Origin of the sequence: Pseudomonas sp. SWRI92 (assembly GCF_014268685.1) — a bacterium.
Taxonomy (GTDB): Bacteria; Pseudomonadota; Gammaproteobacteria; order Pseudomonadales; family Pseudomonadaceae; genus Aquipseudomonas; species Aquipseudomonas marvdashtae.
In genome coordinates, this window is the sequence record NZ_JABWQY010000001.1 from 329,601 (window position 1) to 342,337 (window position 12,737).

General features: G+C 61.1%; 10 protein-coding genes. 1 reads left to right on the forward strand and 9 read right to left on the reverse strand.

All coding sequences use genetic code 11. The features are described 5' to 3' along the window. Positions 1-161: 161 nt before the first annotated feature. The 4 genes from HU762_RS01190 to HU762_RS01205 form a co-directional block, all read right to left on the reverse strand. The gene (locus tag HU762_RS01190) at positions 162-1,124 is read right to left on the reverse strand and encodes a D-2-hydroxyacid dehydrogenase family protein (protein ID WP_186631765.1); all 963 of its coding nucleotides are present in this window, start codon (positions 1,122-1,124) and stop codon (positions 162-164) included. Positions 1,125-1,135: 11 nt separating this feature from the next. Next, positions 1,136-2,167 carry an alpha/beta hydrolase gene (locus HU762_RS01195; protein WP_186631768.1) on the reverse strand — a complete coding sequence of 344 codons (1,032 nt, stop codon included), beginning with the start codon at positions 2,165-2,167 and terminating at the stop codon, positions 1,136-1,138. 87 nt (positions 2,168-2,254) lie between these two features. Then, positions 2,255-2,689: a YqaA family protein gene (locus HU762_RS01200; RefSeq protein ID WP_186631771.1), complete on the reverse strand. Its 435-nt coding sequence runs from the start codon at positions 2,687-2,689 to the stop codon at positions 2,255-2,257. Beyond that, positions 2,689-3,135 carry a DUF411 domain-containing protein gene (locus HU762_RS01205; protein WP_186631774.1) on the reverse strand — a complete coding sequence of 149 codons (447 nt, stop codon included), beginning with the start codon at positions 3,133-3,135 and terminating at the stop codon, positions 2,689-2,691. The genes HU762_RS01200 and HU762_RS01205 overlap by 1 nt, the downstream gene beginning before the upstream one ends. A 228-nt stretch (positions 3,136-3,363) precedes the next feature. On the opposite strand from HU762_RS01205, the gene HU762_RS01210 reads away from it, so the two are divergent. Beyond that, the gene (locus tag HU762_RS01210) at positions 3,364-4,647 is read left to right on the forward strand and encodes a hypothetical protein (RefSeq protein ID WP_186631777.1); all 1,284 of its coding nucleotides are present in this window, start codon (positions 3,364-3,366) and stop codon (positions 4,645-4,647) included. Positions 4,648-4,814: 167 nt separating this feature from the next. Here the strand turns inward: HU762_RS01210 and HU762_RS01215 are convergent, their stop codons facing one another. The 5 genes from HU762_RS01215 to HU762_RS01235 form a co-directional block, all read right to left on the reverse strand. After that, entirely contained in the window at positions 4,815-6,809 is a 1,995-nt protein-coding gene (locus HU762_RS01215) for a methyl-accepting chemotaxis protein (RefSeq protein WP_186631780.1), read from the reverse strand. Between the two features lie 104 nt (positions 6,810-6,913). Further along, positions 6,914-7,858: a GNAT family N-acetyltransferase gene (locus tag HU762_RS01220; RefSeq protein WP_186631783.1), complete on the reverse strand. Its 945-nt coding sequence runs from the start codon at positions 7,856-7,858 to the stop codon at positions 6,914-6,916. Continuing rightward, positions 7,855-9,129: an AMP-binding protein gene (locus HU762_RS01225; protein ID WP_186631786.1), complete on the reverse strand. Its 1,275-nt coding sequence runs from the start codon at positions 9,127-9,129 to the stop codon at positions 7,855-7,857. Before HU762_RS01225 ends, HU762_RS01220 begins: the two co-directional genes overlap by 4 nt. A 50-nt stretch (positions 9,130-9,179) precedes the next feature. After that, complete coding sequence (locus HU762_RS01230) at positions 9,180-11,591, reverse strand: acyl-CoA reductase (protein ID WP_186631789.1); 2,412 nt, start codon at positions 11,589-11,591, stop codon at positions 9,180-9,182. Position 11,592: 1 nt separating this feature from the next. Continuing rightward, positions 11,593-12,720 (reverse strand): acyl-protein synthase, encoded by a 1,128-nt coding sequence (locus tag HU762_RS01235; RefSeq protein ID WP_186631792.1) that lies wholly within the window; start codon positions 12,718-12,720, stop codon positions 11,593-11,595. Between the last annotated feature and the right edge of the window lie 17 nt (positions 12,721-12,737).

Consider the following 12,737-nt stretch of genomic DNA (forward strand, 5'->3'; position numbering starts at 1 on the left):
TTGAAGGCGTAGGGGAGGAGTGGCGATTCAATCGCGTGCGCGTTTCAACAGCGCGCCGCACCATTAAGGGGCGAGCTCGATACAGGCGTTTTGATGGCCTATAAGAGGGCATCCACATGCTTCATCAGGGAGCGAGCTTGCTCCCTGATGAAGGGGGACGTTCAACCGGCCGGGGTCAGCATCCTGATTGGCTTGCCAGCTGCCCAGGCTTGTAGATCCTCGATCATCTGGCCATAGAACTGCTGATAGTTCTGTCGGCTGACGTAACCGACGTGAGGCGTCGCCAGTACATTGTCCAACGTTCGGAACGGATGGCCGGATGGCAGCGGCTCCTCGGCGAAAACGTCCAGGCCGGCACCCGCCAGGCGTTTGTGTCGGAGTGCGTCGACCAAGGCTGCTTCGTCGACAATCGGCCCGCGAGCGGTATTGATCAACAGCGCCTCTGGCTTCATCCAACCCAAGGCCTGGGCGTCCACCAGGCCTTGGCTACGTTCGCTGAGCACCAGGTGGATCGAGAGAATATCGGCCTGTTCGAAGAGCGCTTGTTTACTCACATAGGTCACGCCGATTTCAGCCGCCCGTTCGGCGGTCAGGTTCTCGCTCCAGGCAATCACGCGCATGCCGAACACCTGGCCGAACCGCGCCACCCGTGTGCCGATGCTGCCTAGGCCGAGGATTGCCAGCGTCTTGCCATGCAAGTCACCGCCCAAGCCTTGTTGCCAGAGTCCGGCACGCAGGGCGTTGGCTTGCGCCACAAGATTGCGGCTCAGCGCCATGACCAATGCCCAGGTCAGTTCGGGCGCGGCATGCTTGTAGCTGTCGGTGCCGCACACCTGGATGCCCAGCGCCGCCGCTGCCTTGAGGTCAAGGGCGGCATTGCGCATGCCGCCGGTCAGCAGCAGCTTGAGATCAGGCAGGCGGCGCAGCAGCGCTTCATCGAAACGGGTCCGTTCGCGCATCACGCAAATGACCTCAAAACCTTGCAAGCGCGCGACGAGAGTGTCAGGGTCGGCGGGGTAGTCGTGGAGGAACGTGACCTGGCCAACGCTGTCCAGCGCCGACCAATCCACCACATCACGTGCGACGTTTTGCCAATCGTCGATGACTGCTATCTGCACCGCCATGAAACACCTCTTCAGGGAATGGGTTTGTCCAGCCAGCCCAGCAGGGCCTTGTGAAACCGATCCGGCTCTTCCATTTGGGGCGCATGACCCAGATTGGGGAACTCTACCAGTGTCGATTGTGGAATCAGTTCGGCGACCTGCTTGCCCAGTACGTCGTAGCGGCCCAGCTTGGCTTTCACGGCCGGCGGCGCGATGTCACTGCCGATGGCGGTGGTGTCGGACGTGCCGATCAACAGCAGTGTGGGGACTTTCAGGTCCTTGAACTCGTAGTAGACCGGCTGGGTGAAGATCATGTCGTAGATCAGCGCTGAGTTCCACGCCACTTGCTTATGCCCCGGTCCTTTGTTCAAACCGGCGAGCATGTCCACCCAGCGGTCGAACTCCGGTTTCCAGCGTCCGCCGTAATAGGTATTGCGTTCGTAGGTGCGAATGCCGTCGGCGCTGAGTTTCAGCTCGCGTTCGTACCACTGGTCCACGGTGCGGTAGGGCACGCCGAGGGCTTTCCAGTCTTCAAGGCCGATAGGGTTGACCATTGCCAGGCGCTCGACCTGGTCGGGAAACTGCAACGCGTAACGGGTGGCAAGCATGCCGCCGGTGGAGTGGCCCATCACGATGGCTTTTTGCACGCCGAGGGCCTTGAGCAGCGCCTGAGTGTTGGTCGCCAGTTGCTGGAAGCTGTATTGGTAGTGGTCCGGCTTGCTAGAGGTGCAGAAGCCAATCTGGTCCGGCGCGATGACCCGGTAGCCTGCTTCACTGAGGGCCTTGATCGAATCGCCCCAGGTGGCCGCGCAGAAATTCTTGCCATGCATCAGCACCACGCTGCGGCCGTTGGGTTTGCCTTGGGCGGGCACGTCCATATAGCCCATCTGCAATGACTTGCCTTGGGACTGGATGGGGAAATGCTTGAGCGTATAGGGATACTCGAAGCCCTCCAGCTGCGGACCGTAGGTCGGGCCTTCGGGTGGATTCGCGGCCTGGGCGAGCAGCGGCAGGGCAGCGGTCAGGAACAGGCTGGGCAGCCAGCGGACGGTGGAACGCGGCATGGTCGATCTCCTTTTTGGCAACCGGCCGATCCTGGAGCGGCTCGATTATGGCGACATTAACCAGAGGCAACCGAGCCGTCCGAACGTTCAACCCATCCAGCCCAGAGTCGCCAGAACAAGCACGCCATAACGCAGGCCCTTGGCCAGGGTCACGATCAGCAGAAAGCGCCGCCAGGGCTCGCCCATCACTCCCGCCACCAACGTCAGGGGATCACCGATGATCGGCAGCCAACTGAGCAGCAGCGTCCAATACCCATAGCGTTGGTAATGGCGGCGGGCCTTGTCCAGGTGAGGCGGGCTGACGGGAAACCAGCGGCGATCGTTGAATTGCTCCAGGCGTGTCCCCAGCCACCAGTTCACCAGCGAACCCAAGACATTGCCAAGGGTTGCGACCGCCAACAGCAGCCAGATGACATGACGCTCGTTGAGCACCAGACCGACCAACAGCGCTTCCGATTGCAGCGGCAACAGCGTCGCCGCGCCAAAAGCCGCCAGGAACAGCCCGATATAAGCCCCGCTCATCAGTGGGCCGGATAGTCCGCCACTACGGTTTGCGTGCCGTCTTTTTTCAGGCCGATCACTTGATAAGCGTCGCTCATGCCGTCCATTTCCATGCCCGGCGAGCCCATCGGCATGCCCGGCGCGGCCACGCCAAGCAGGTCGTCGCGTTTGCTCAATGCCAGCACTTGCTCGGCCGGAACGTGGCCCTCGACGAATTTGCCGTTGATAACGGCGGTATGGCACGAACGCAGATTCGGTGCTACGCCCAGGCGCTGCTTGACCGGACTCATGTCGGCCTCGACGTGGTCGTTGACCTTGAAACCGTTATCTTGCAAATGGGAGATCCACTTCTTGCAGCAACCGCAATTGGCGTCGCGATGGACGTCGATGGTGACGGGTTCGGCGGCCTGGGCCAGGGTGGAAATGAGCAGGGCGCTCAAGGCGAGCAGATGCAGGGGATTGGCCATGGGGCGATCTCGTGGCGGACGAAGTTTGGAAGGGAGGATAACAGACTAGCGGCGAGCGCCTGACGGGGGGCTGAAGGGTGGACTACAGAATTGTCAGGCTCGAAGGACTGGTGATCCTCCCCTGACCATTCATCTGTAAGTTGCCGTACCTGTAAGTTCTGACAGTAGCCCCCCCCTGACAAGGCGCGATCCAATACTCGTTCACTTTTCACGAGAAGGAACAGAAACATGGCCAGCACAATCAGAACCAGTTCCACTCGTCAACCGGGTGAGCTCGATCCAGGCTTCGGTGTGAACGGCGTCGTCGTTCCGATCCTTCGCACCGGCAGGGTAAGTGGGATTGCATGGGACGAAGGCGAACGACGGTTGACCTATGTGGCCTGGCAGGGAGATGAATTTCGGCTGTACCGAACGCTGATGGACGGTGCGACGGACACCACCTTTGGCGAGAACGGAGCCGGATACGTCGTGGGAAACTTCAGGGGACAGGAAAACTCCAGGCCAACAAAGTTACTCTTGCAACGCGACGGCAAAAGCGTGGTGGTGGGAGACCTACGAACCTCGTTCTTTGAGGGACTGCCGGCGGTTGCTCGTTTCGAAAGGAACGGCGATCCAGACTCGAGCTTCGGAGTCGGTGGAAAAGTCGTCCTGGACGTCATACCCAGCGATGGCCTTGGGCTCGGGTACCCCAGTGGAGCCTTGCAGCGGGATGGCAAAGTACTCGTAAGCTTGCACTACACCCGACCAGATCGAGAAAACGTCGATTTTCGCAATATTCCTACATTGCAGTCTTCCAAGGGGCTGTTGGTTCGTCTGAACCAAGACGGCACGCTGGATGGCAGCTTCGGGGAAAACGGCGTCATCACGATAGACCATCCCAGTTGGGAGAATAACCAGCTCAGATGCGTTGTAGTTCAGCGCGACGATAAAATTGTTGTTGGAGGCATTGTTCAACGAACTGAAGACGGAACCAGTTACGATCGGATGCTCCTGGTGCGCTTTACTCCTGAGGGGGCGCACGACCTAACATTCGGTGAGGCTGGCTATGTGCTGTTTGGCGACAAAGGCGCAAGTTATGCGCTTAACCAGGTGATCCAAGATGAGGACGGCAAGCTTGTCTGCTCGGGACGTATCTTCAGAGAAGGAGCGGCGGGCGGCCTTTTGATGCGGTTTGATATCAACGGCGGTCCCAATAGTGCCTTTCACGGTGGACTTCCGGTCATCGTCAGCCCACCGTCGCAACCATGGGGCGGTTTATGGGAGGCTGCGGGCTTGCAGCCGGATGGCAAGATTGTCGCGGCTGGCAGAAATGTTCCGCAAGGTGGCAGTACCAAGATTTTCTTTGGGCGACTCCATCCGGACGGCACTCTGGACAAAGATATCGGTGGCACAGGATTCATCCTGGGACCGGACGGACAATGCTGGGGTCTGGTCATACAAGACGCTGCTCGACGCATCGTTGTAGCAGGCGCCTGGGAAGGAAGCGCCGCTGTCTTCGGCTTCCAGGCGTAGCGACCCACTTCCCAACAAGCTCGGGGATGGGAAAGGGGTAAAAAGGGGGACGCATCTATTTACCAACGCAGCGTTTCGCCAAACGGGCATGAGTCTCGGATTGCAACTGATCAATGTGGTGAAGGAGAGAACTCCTTCACCACATTGAATTTACTGCACCTATTGCCTCACCGAACCTTGAACCGCCCCATAATCGCATTCACCCGACTATTGGCATCCAGCAGTTGCCGAGTGTTGTTCTCGCTGGCGAGGCCGCTTTCCACCAGTTCTTCGACCATGTGGCGGATCTGCACCATGCTGCGGTTGATTTCCTCGGTCACCGCGCTCTGTTGTTCGGCGGCGGTGGCGATCTGGGTGCTCAGGCTGTTGATCTGGCTGACGGAGCCGGCCATTTCGTCCAGCCCGGAGTTGACCCTTGAGGTGGCGTCGGCGGCCGATTGGCAACTGGCCTGGGTGTTTTCCATGGCCGCGACCGACGAACTGACGCCTTGGGTCAGACGGGTGAGCATCTCGTTGATTTCCGAGGTACTGGCCTGGGTCCGGGCGGCGAGGGCGCGAACTTCGTCGGCCACCACCGCGAAGCCACGGCCTTGTTCACCGGCCCGGGCGGCTTCGATGGCGGCGTTAAGAGCCAACAGGTTGGTTTGCCCGGCGATGGCCCCGATCACGCCGAGGATCTCGGTGATGCGTTGCGCGTCCTGTTGCATGCTTTCCACCTTGCGGGTGGCGCTGGCCACTTCGTCGATCAACGCCACGACGCTGTTCGACGCCTCACCGACCACAACCCGGGAGCGATCGGCATGCTCGTTGGCGCGCTGGGTGAACGCGGCCGTCTCGGCGGCGTTCTGCGCCACGCTTTCAGCCGTGGAGCTCATTTCAGTAATGGCGGTCACCGTCTGGTCGGTTTCCGAGGCATGGCGCATGAGGATTTCGCTGGTGTGGGCCGAAGTCCGCTGCAGGTTGTCCAGGCTCGAAGCCATGGCGCCGGTGGCCTGGGTGACTTCGCCGATCATGTCCTGCAGATAGGCAATGAACTTGTTGACCGAATGGCCGATGGCGCCGAGTTCGTCGTCGGCACGGATGGTGATGCGGCGGGTCAGGTCGGCGTCGCCGGTCGACAGCGCATCGATGTTGCCCTTGAGGATTTTCATGCGGTGGGTCAACTGGCGGATTGCATACAGCTGCATCAGTACCAGCAGGATCACCATCGGAATCTGAAGCAGGCTCAGGGTGTTTAATACGTCGTCACGTTGGGCAGTGATCAGGCGGGTCGGCAATGCGGTGGCGAGGAACCACGGCGAGCCTTCGATCGGCCGCATGAAGAACGTGCTGGCTTCGCCTTTGTTGTCGAACTCGACGCGCTGCAACGGTTGGTCGCGGTGGGCCAGGCCAGCCTTGACCTGGGCGGCGAAGGGTGAATCCGCCGCCAGTTCGCTGATGTTCTTCAGCACGATCGGGCCGCTGATCCGCGAGCTGTTGCTGATGATCTTGCCGTCGCCTTCGACGATCAGCATCTCGGCGCTCAGTTCGGCTTCCTTGCGTGCAATCAGGTCGTTGAAAAACCCCAAGGTCACGTCAATGGTGGAGACGCCATAAGGCGCTCCATTCTTTTGGATCGCCATGGCGCAGTTGGTGCGAGGCTCGGCGCTGGCGTCGTCCTTGTAGGCTGCCGCCCAGGCGCATTTGCCCGGCGGAGTGGCCATGCCACCCTTGTGCCACGGTTGTTCGTAATAGTTCGGCGCGGCGTCGCTGTTCCAGAACGTATTGACTGCCAGCTTGCCGGAGGCGTCACGGTGCCAGAAAGTGCTGAATTTGCTGCGGCCCTCTGCGCGCTGGTTGGGCAATGGCCATATCCCGCCGCCGAAGACTTTCAGCTCGCCGTACTGGTCCACCAGGCCCGGCAATACCTTGTCGATGGCATCGCTGTCGAGCAGCGGGATGGTCTGGGTGATGCTGCGTTGTTGCGCCTGTACCTTGTTCAGTTCGCCTTGGATCTGTTCGGCGACCTCGGCAATGCGGTTCAGTGCCACTTGCTCCTCGGTGTGGCGCAGCTTGGGTGCGACCAGATAGCTGATGCCCAGCACGGTGAGGATGGACAATACCAGCATGAAGACAATCAGAAATAGCGTGTAGCGGGCCTGAATGGTGCGCAATGAGGGCATGTGGGTGTTCCTTGCACGAAGGCGTCTTTCGGAAACAAGTGGAATGGGCATGCCTGCTTATCGGCCTGTTTCGCGGCAGCTTGAGCAGCGGACACGCCCGCCCATCAGGCCGCCGAGCTGGCCTGCGCGTTCCTCCAGGCCAGGGCATGAGCCTGCAGTTCATCATGAAGCCGTTGCATGGGCGTCGAATGCAGGGTGAGCTGGCGCGCCTGGGCGACCCGATGGAACAGGGCTTGCCAGCCTGGCGCGGACTCGGCGGGAATGATGCCGGCGAAGATGAGGCCGGCGCCCATCAACAGGCGGTAGTCGGTGCCGAAGTGCTCGCCGAGGCCGAGGCGTACCGAAAGCGGCCAGTGGATCGGCAAGCGCCGCAACTGCCCGACGAGGCAGGCATCCATACGCTCGGCCACGACGTCGACGCGTCCCGGCAGATGCCTGAGTTGCAAAGGGTGTATCCCCGCTGGGGGCTTGTCGTGGGTGGTTCCGAATTGCACCGCCAGGGGCTCTAGCAACCATCGATGTTGCGAGGGCCATTGAATAGACGGCAAGGGGCGATGAGCGGAGCTTATCGTTTGGCAGCCGACCACAATGGTTTCGGCTTGCCCCGTGGCGAACGGAGAAGGGACATAGTCCGGCAGCAAACCGGTGTCATGAAAACCGAGGCGTTGTGCCAGTTGCTGGCTGTAAGGATGGCTGGTGACTTGTTTGATCGACAGCCGGGTGAGGCCCAGGTCAGGGCATCGGTCCACTAACTGTTGGCCGAGCCGCGTAGCGATCTGCCCGCCCTGCAGGCCAGGCTCCACCGCTACCAGCGCCAGCTCCGCCTCCTCGGCCGAACCTGCCGGGCGGCACAGCGCGGCATGCCCGACCACGCGGTCGCCGATCACGGCGACCAACGATTGCCAGCGCTTCTGTTGGTTGTGCTGGCAAATCATGTGGGGCATGTAAACGTCTGGCGAAACGTAATGATCGCCGTACACCTGGCGGAACAACTCGCAGGCACTGGCGCTGTCGGTGGGCCTGAAGGGCCTTATGAGCGTCTGGTTCATGCGAGGTCCCCCGCGGTCAGCGGGCCGTAGGCCCGACGATCGATGATCGTCAGGTGCTTGCCGGAGCGGGGATGGCGTTCCATTTCCCGCGCGTTGCACGCCTGGATGTCAAGGCTGAGTTGAACGAGGCCCGGATACTGCTCGATCAAGGCGGCTTTCAACGCGTCGGAGTTTGTCTGGGAGACCTTCGCTTCTACGTCGGCTACCCACCTGAGTAACAGGCGATCATGACCCCGGATATGCTCGATCACCAGTTGCCAATGAAGACTGCCTGCGGTGCGCTGAATGATTTCGCTGATTTCCTCGGGAAACAGCGACACTACGCCAACCCGCACCCGACGGCTCTCTGTGCTGCGGCCCTGAAGGGCGAACTTGCGCTGTGGACTGCCGGCAGGTTCGCACCAACTGGCCTGGTCACCCACCGGGTATCTGATAATCGGCATCAAGGTCCGGGTGAGGTTGGTCACCACCAGGTTTCCGGTGCGCCCACATGCCTGGATGACCTCGCCGCTCAGATCATCGATGATCTCTACCCGAGTCAGCTCGTCGAATACGCGGTGCTCGCCCAGGCCGCAATCAAGCGTGCTGGCACCCACCAGGCCGGCGTCGACACTGGCGTAGCCGATCGACGCGAAGCGTGCGCTCGGAAAGGCACGCTTCAATGTCGGCAGCTGGCTCTCGAACAGGTTCTCGCCGCCAAACAACACGGTGGTGATCTGCGGCAGCGTTCGCCCCCGTTCATTGATATGGCTGGCGAATGCCAGTAGGTGCGCCGGTACGCCGGCTAGCACATTGATCGTGTGTTGGGTCACGGCGTCGGCCAATGGGGCAAGGTCCACTGACCCGGTGAAAGGGAATTCGGTGATGGCGATCTCAACCCGACACAGAGCGCCATGGATAAACAGGAAGCTGGCGTACAGGTCCCCGGAAAAAAACAGGTTCGCGATTCGGTCCCCAGCGACCAATTGGGCGGAGAGGCTGTGACCGAAGCAGTCCAGCATCAGTTGCCACTCGGCGTGGGTGTAAACCGACAGTTTGCCTTGGCTGGTCGTGCCACCGGTCTTGAAGATCAATGCATCCTTCACTTTATCGGTCAGCACCCGCCAGTTATCCAAGTCGTGGCTGCCTCTCCAATATTCGTCAACGTTGACGATGGGCAACTGTTCCAAGTCGCATTCCCCAAGGGGGAGGTGGCTTGTTTGAGTGTTATAAAACGTTGAGTGTTTACGGATATGGGCGAGCCATTGCTCGTAGGGTAAAGAGGCGCTCATTGGGCTTTTCTCAATTCTTATAGTCTGCTTATTGATGACGGGCGAAACGGCTAGCCGGGTAGCCTGCGGTCGATCACCAATGGGATTTTGCCGCTGTGTTTTTTATGTTCGAAACGTTGCGCCGGACAACTTTCGACTTCCAGGATCAGCAGTGCGGCATCGACAGCCGTGCGCAGCGGTGCGAGGCCGAGTACGTTGCGGCGCACCGTTTCGGTGTCGCCATTGGTGCGAATCAGCAAGCGTTCACAACCGCCACTCTCGTGGTCGAGCACGATCTGAATGGCCGCTTGTGCCTGCTCGACCAGTTCCCGACTATTGATAAATTCGGTCGCAACGCGCAGCAGATGGCCGTGGCGCTCGCGCAATTGGAATCTCGGCGATTCCAGGCCACACGCGCAGCGACCGGGTAGCCAGCGCCCCAGGTCGCCAACTTCGTAGCGTTGCAGAGGACGCGCCTGACGTATGCGCGACGTGAACAGCAAGCGTCCGGTTTCGCCCGCGGCGACCGGACTGTCGATGTCCGGCTGGACGATCTCCAGGTATTGAATGTCGTCCATGAGATGGAATACGCCGTCATCGCTGGCCAGGCACGCATGACCGAGGGGCCCCGCGTCCACGGTGCCGTAGATGGCTGAGCAGATCCGGGTGGCGCCGCACTGCTGGAATAACGTGCGGCTGTCTGGCCCCACGTGCTCGCCGCCAAGCAATACTTTATGAACGCCGCCGTAGCGTTGGAGCACTCGCTGTTGGCTTGCGAACAGACGATGCAGGGTACTGGGCATGCCAACCACGGTGTTGATCCGATGATCGACAATCAACTGCGCGATCTCGGGGAAATCCTCATCGGCTGGCGCGCTCATGGGGTAATGCACGACCTTCATCTGTTCCAGGATTTTCGTGAAACTGAGGAATCCACCGTACAGGCTGCCGCCATAAAACAGATTCATGACGCGATCCTCCGACGGATCCAGGCCCGCCGCGCGCAGCCCGTCGGCGGCGGCACGCATGTGGCTATCAAAGTCGCGATAACTGTAGGGCGACAGCACGGGGGCGCCGCTGCTGCCGCCAGAGCGGAAGAACAGTTGGGCTTGAGGGGTGGGGGGCAGTGCAATGAATGCGGCCTTGTCCATGATTGGCGTCGAGGGATGGAGCCGCACCGCCGCGGCAACGGCATCCAGCGTGACACGATGACTGGCGACATCCGGTGCAAGTCCGACGGATACCCGACGGCTCAATCGCTGCAGCGCATAGACGCCGTCGTGTGGCTCGCCGTCATAGCCCTGTTGGATCGCGGCGGTCGACGCCACGCGGGTGACGCCGGCTATGAGCAGGTGGCGCGTCAACCCGGCCGCCTGCTCCGGTGCACAGATCAGGGCGCAGCTCTGCAGCACGTTCCGCCAGGGCAGTAACGTTTCACAGAGCAGCTCTTCAGGCACTGGCCGCAGCAACAGCGTGCGGAACAATGGCGAGGGCAGCAGTTCGCGGTGGTGCTCCCACAGAATGCGCCAGCCATCACCCGCCCAGACCTCGCCGATTGCTCCGGCGAAACTGTAATCGAGTCGGGCCAATGCGGTTCGGGTGGTGATTTCACACGCTTCAGCCGCGGTGGCTTCCAGGGCGGGCCAGTGTCCGCTCCGCCGTTCGAAAGCGGCAGCCAGGGCGTTGCCCAATGCTTGCAGCTGCGCCGGCTCGTTGCTGTCGACCAACAGCCATTGCGGGCTGGAGCACGCCTGTTGATCGAGGCGGCAGATTTCATCCACCAGGCTGTCCAGCGCTTGATCGCTGGCGGCGGCAGGGGTGATATAGGCGAAGCTGACCCGATGACCCCAGTCGATCCAGCGGCAACCGCTCGGAATCTGCTCGCGCAGCGCCGTCAGCGCGGTGTTGCCACCCCAGGCGCTGACGCCTTGCGCCAGTGCAAAAAGACGCCCGCTCTCCTTGGCTGGTACAGGCAGTACCGCCACGTAACCGTGCAGCCGTCCGCTCGGATCACCGCTCAAGAATGCCGCCAGCAGGCGGGCCGTGAGGTCGCCATCGCGAGCGCTGGGTCGCAGCCAGTTCACGTTCCCCGCCAACAGGCCTTCCAACGCCGCGCAGAATCCCAGCAAGGCTGAGTTACCCGGGGTGACGTGCACCACGAGGCCAAGGGGCTGCCAGCTTTCGAAGGGGCCGTCGCCGTAATCGATTCGCCGCAACGAGCGTGGACTCGCTCCCAGTTCCCGCTCAAGCTTGAGGCTCAAGTGCTTGCGGTCACAGAATGTAATCAGCGCCTGGCGCTGACCCTCATCGAGCATGAGCTGCTGGCCGGGCGTGCGTAGCCTCGCTACGAACGCCTCTGCGCAATCGAGTACCTCTTCGCTGCGGGGCGGGACGTCCAGCAGTGCGGGGAGTTGCGCTTGCAGGCATTCAAGCGCGGTTTCGAGCGTCAGGTCGGCGCTCAGTTGGCCGTTAATGAGGTACATGTCAGTTTTCCTTGATCAATTCGGCGGCGGCCATGGCGCAGCTTCGGCTGGCACTGGTGCCGGCCCGACCGTGCAGTTCGAACCAGTGGGTCTTCAGGCCGCACTCGCAGGTGGCGGGGTGCAAGGTCGCCAGATCGCTCATCACCACGGCATGGGCCGGACTGGATGAGATGTAAGGCGATACGAACGACAGCAGTCCTGCCTCGCCGAACGGCTGGACGCTGAAGCTCGCGGGGTGGCGCACGAAGACTTTCGAATAGACCGGTACGTGGAACCGGTGATGTTCACATTCGATGTAGGGCACCGCGTGCTCGACGGCGCCGTAACCGTCACGGCAGCGATGGGGCTCGATGCCCAATTGTCGGGTGATACGTTCGTAGACCTGCTGGCGGGGGATTTCCTCGGCAGCCTGTTTCTTCCAGCCCCCGCCCAGGAAAACCAGAGACGCGGGGTGTAGCTTGAGGTCCAGTTGGCCGGTGTCAGTCATGCGCTCAAGCACGTGCCACAGCAACGCCGGAAAGCCGAAAATGCGCACCGGCAGTCCTTCTTCGGCGAACGATTGCAAGGCGGCGATCACCCCGAAAACGTCGAACTCGTGGCTTTTTCCGGTACGCCTCAGGGCATAGGCGAAGCGATTGGCTGGTGCGAAGCGGCAGAGGAGTTGGTCGGTATACGCGGTGCCGAGCCGATTGGCTGCTTCGGGTTCATGGCTGAACAGCAGGTAGTTGCAGGGTGAATCCGGTGTGTTCCAGCGATAGTGGTCAAAGATGTTTGCCACCATCCCTTGGGCCGCCGCCATGCTGCGTTCGTCATAACGCATGCGGCTTTTCTGGCCGCTGGTGCCCGAAGACGTGAGCTCCAACGCATCTTCGGCGGTGGGGCTGAGCAGCAGTCGCTGTTTGAAGTAATTCGCATAAATAGGCGGCAGGCGCGACCAGTCGGTAAGGTGCTCCAAGTCGCCCACCGTAAGGCCATTGGCGTTGAGCCAGTTTTCGTAGCCGGGGGTGTGGTGGCAATGAAACAGGCTGATTTCAGCCATCGCCTTATCGAACAACCCGGCGGGCACCAAATCGCAGCCATACGGTTGCGGCAATGCGCAAAGCGCATCGGCGTAGGGAAAGTGAATCATCAGGTTTTCCTCAGAGA

Coding starts and splice junctions, on each gene's coding strand:
- HU762_RS01190 (WP_186631765.1), bottom strand. CDS start 1,124: ATGGCGGTGCAGATAGCAGTCATCGACGATTGGCAAAACGTCGCACGT.
- HU762_RS01195 (WP_186631768.1), bottom strand. CDS start 2,167: ATGCCGCGTTCCACCGTCCGCTGGCTGCCCAGCCTGTTCCTGACCGCT.
- HU762_RS01200 (WP_186631771.1), bottom strand. CDS start 2,689: ATGAGCGGGGCTTATATCGGGCTGTTCCTGGCGGCTTTTGGCGCGGCG.
- HU762_RS01205 (WP_186631774.1), bottom strand. CDS start 3,135: ATGGCCAATCCCCTGCATCTGCTCGCCTTGAGCGCCCTGCTCATTTCC.
- HU762_RS01210 (WP_186631777.1), top strand. CDS start 3,364: ATGGCCAGCACAATCAGAACCAGTTCCACTCGTCAACCGGGTGAGCTC.
- HU762_RS01215 (WP_186631780.1), bottom strand. CDS start 6,809: ATGCCCTCATTGCGCACCATTCAGGCCCGCTACACGCTATTTCTGATT.
- HU762_RS01220 (WP_186631783.1), bottom strand. CDS start 7,858: ATGAACCAGACGCTCATAAGGCCCTTCAGGCCCACCGACAGCGCCAGT.
- HU762_RS01225 (WP_186631786.1), bottom strand. CDS start 9,129: ATGAGCGCCTCTTTACCCTACGAGCAATGGCTCGCCCATATCCGTAAA.
- HU762_RS01230 (WP_186631789.1), bottom strand. CDS start 11,591: ATGTACCTCATTAACGGCCAACTGAGCGCCGACCTGACGCTCGAAACC.
- HU762_RS01235 (WP_186631792.1), bottom strand. CDS start 12,720: ATGATTCACTTTCCCTACGCCGATGCGCTTTGCGCATTGCCGCAACCG.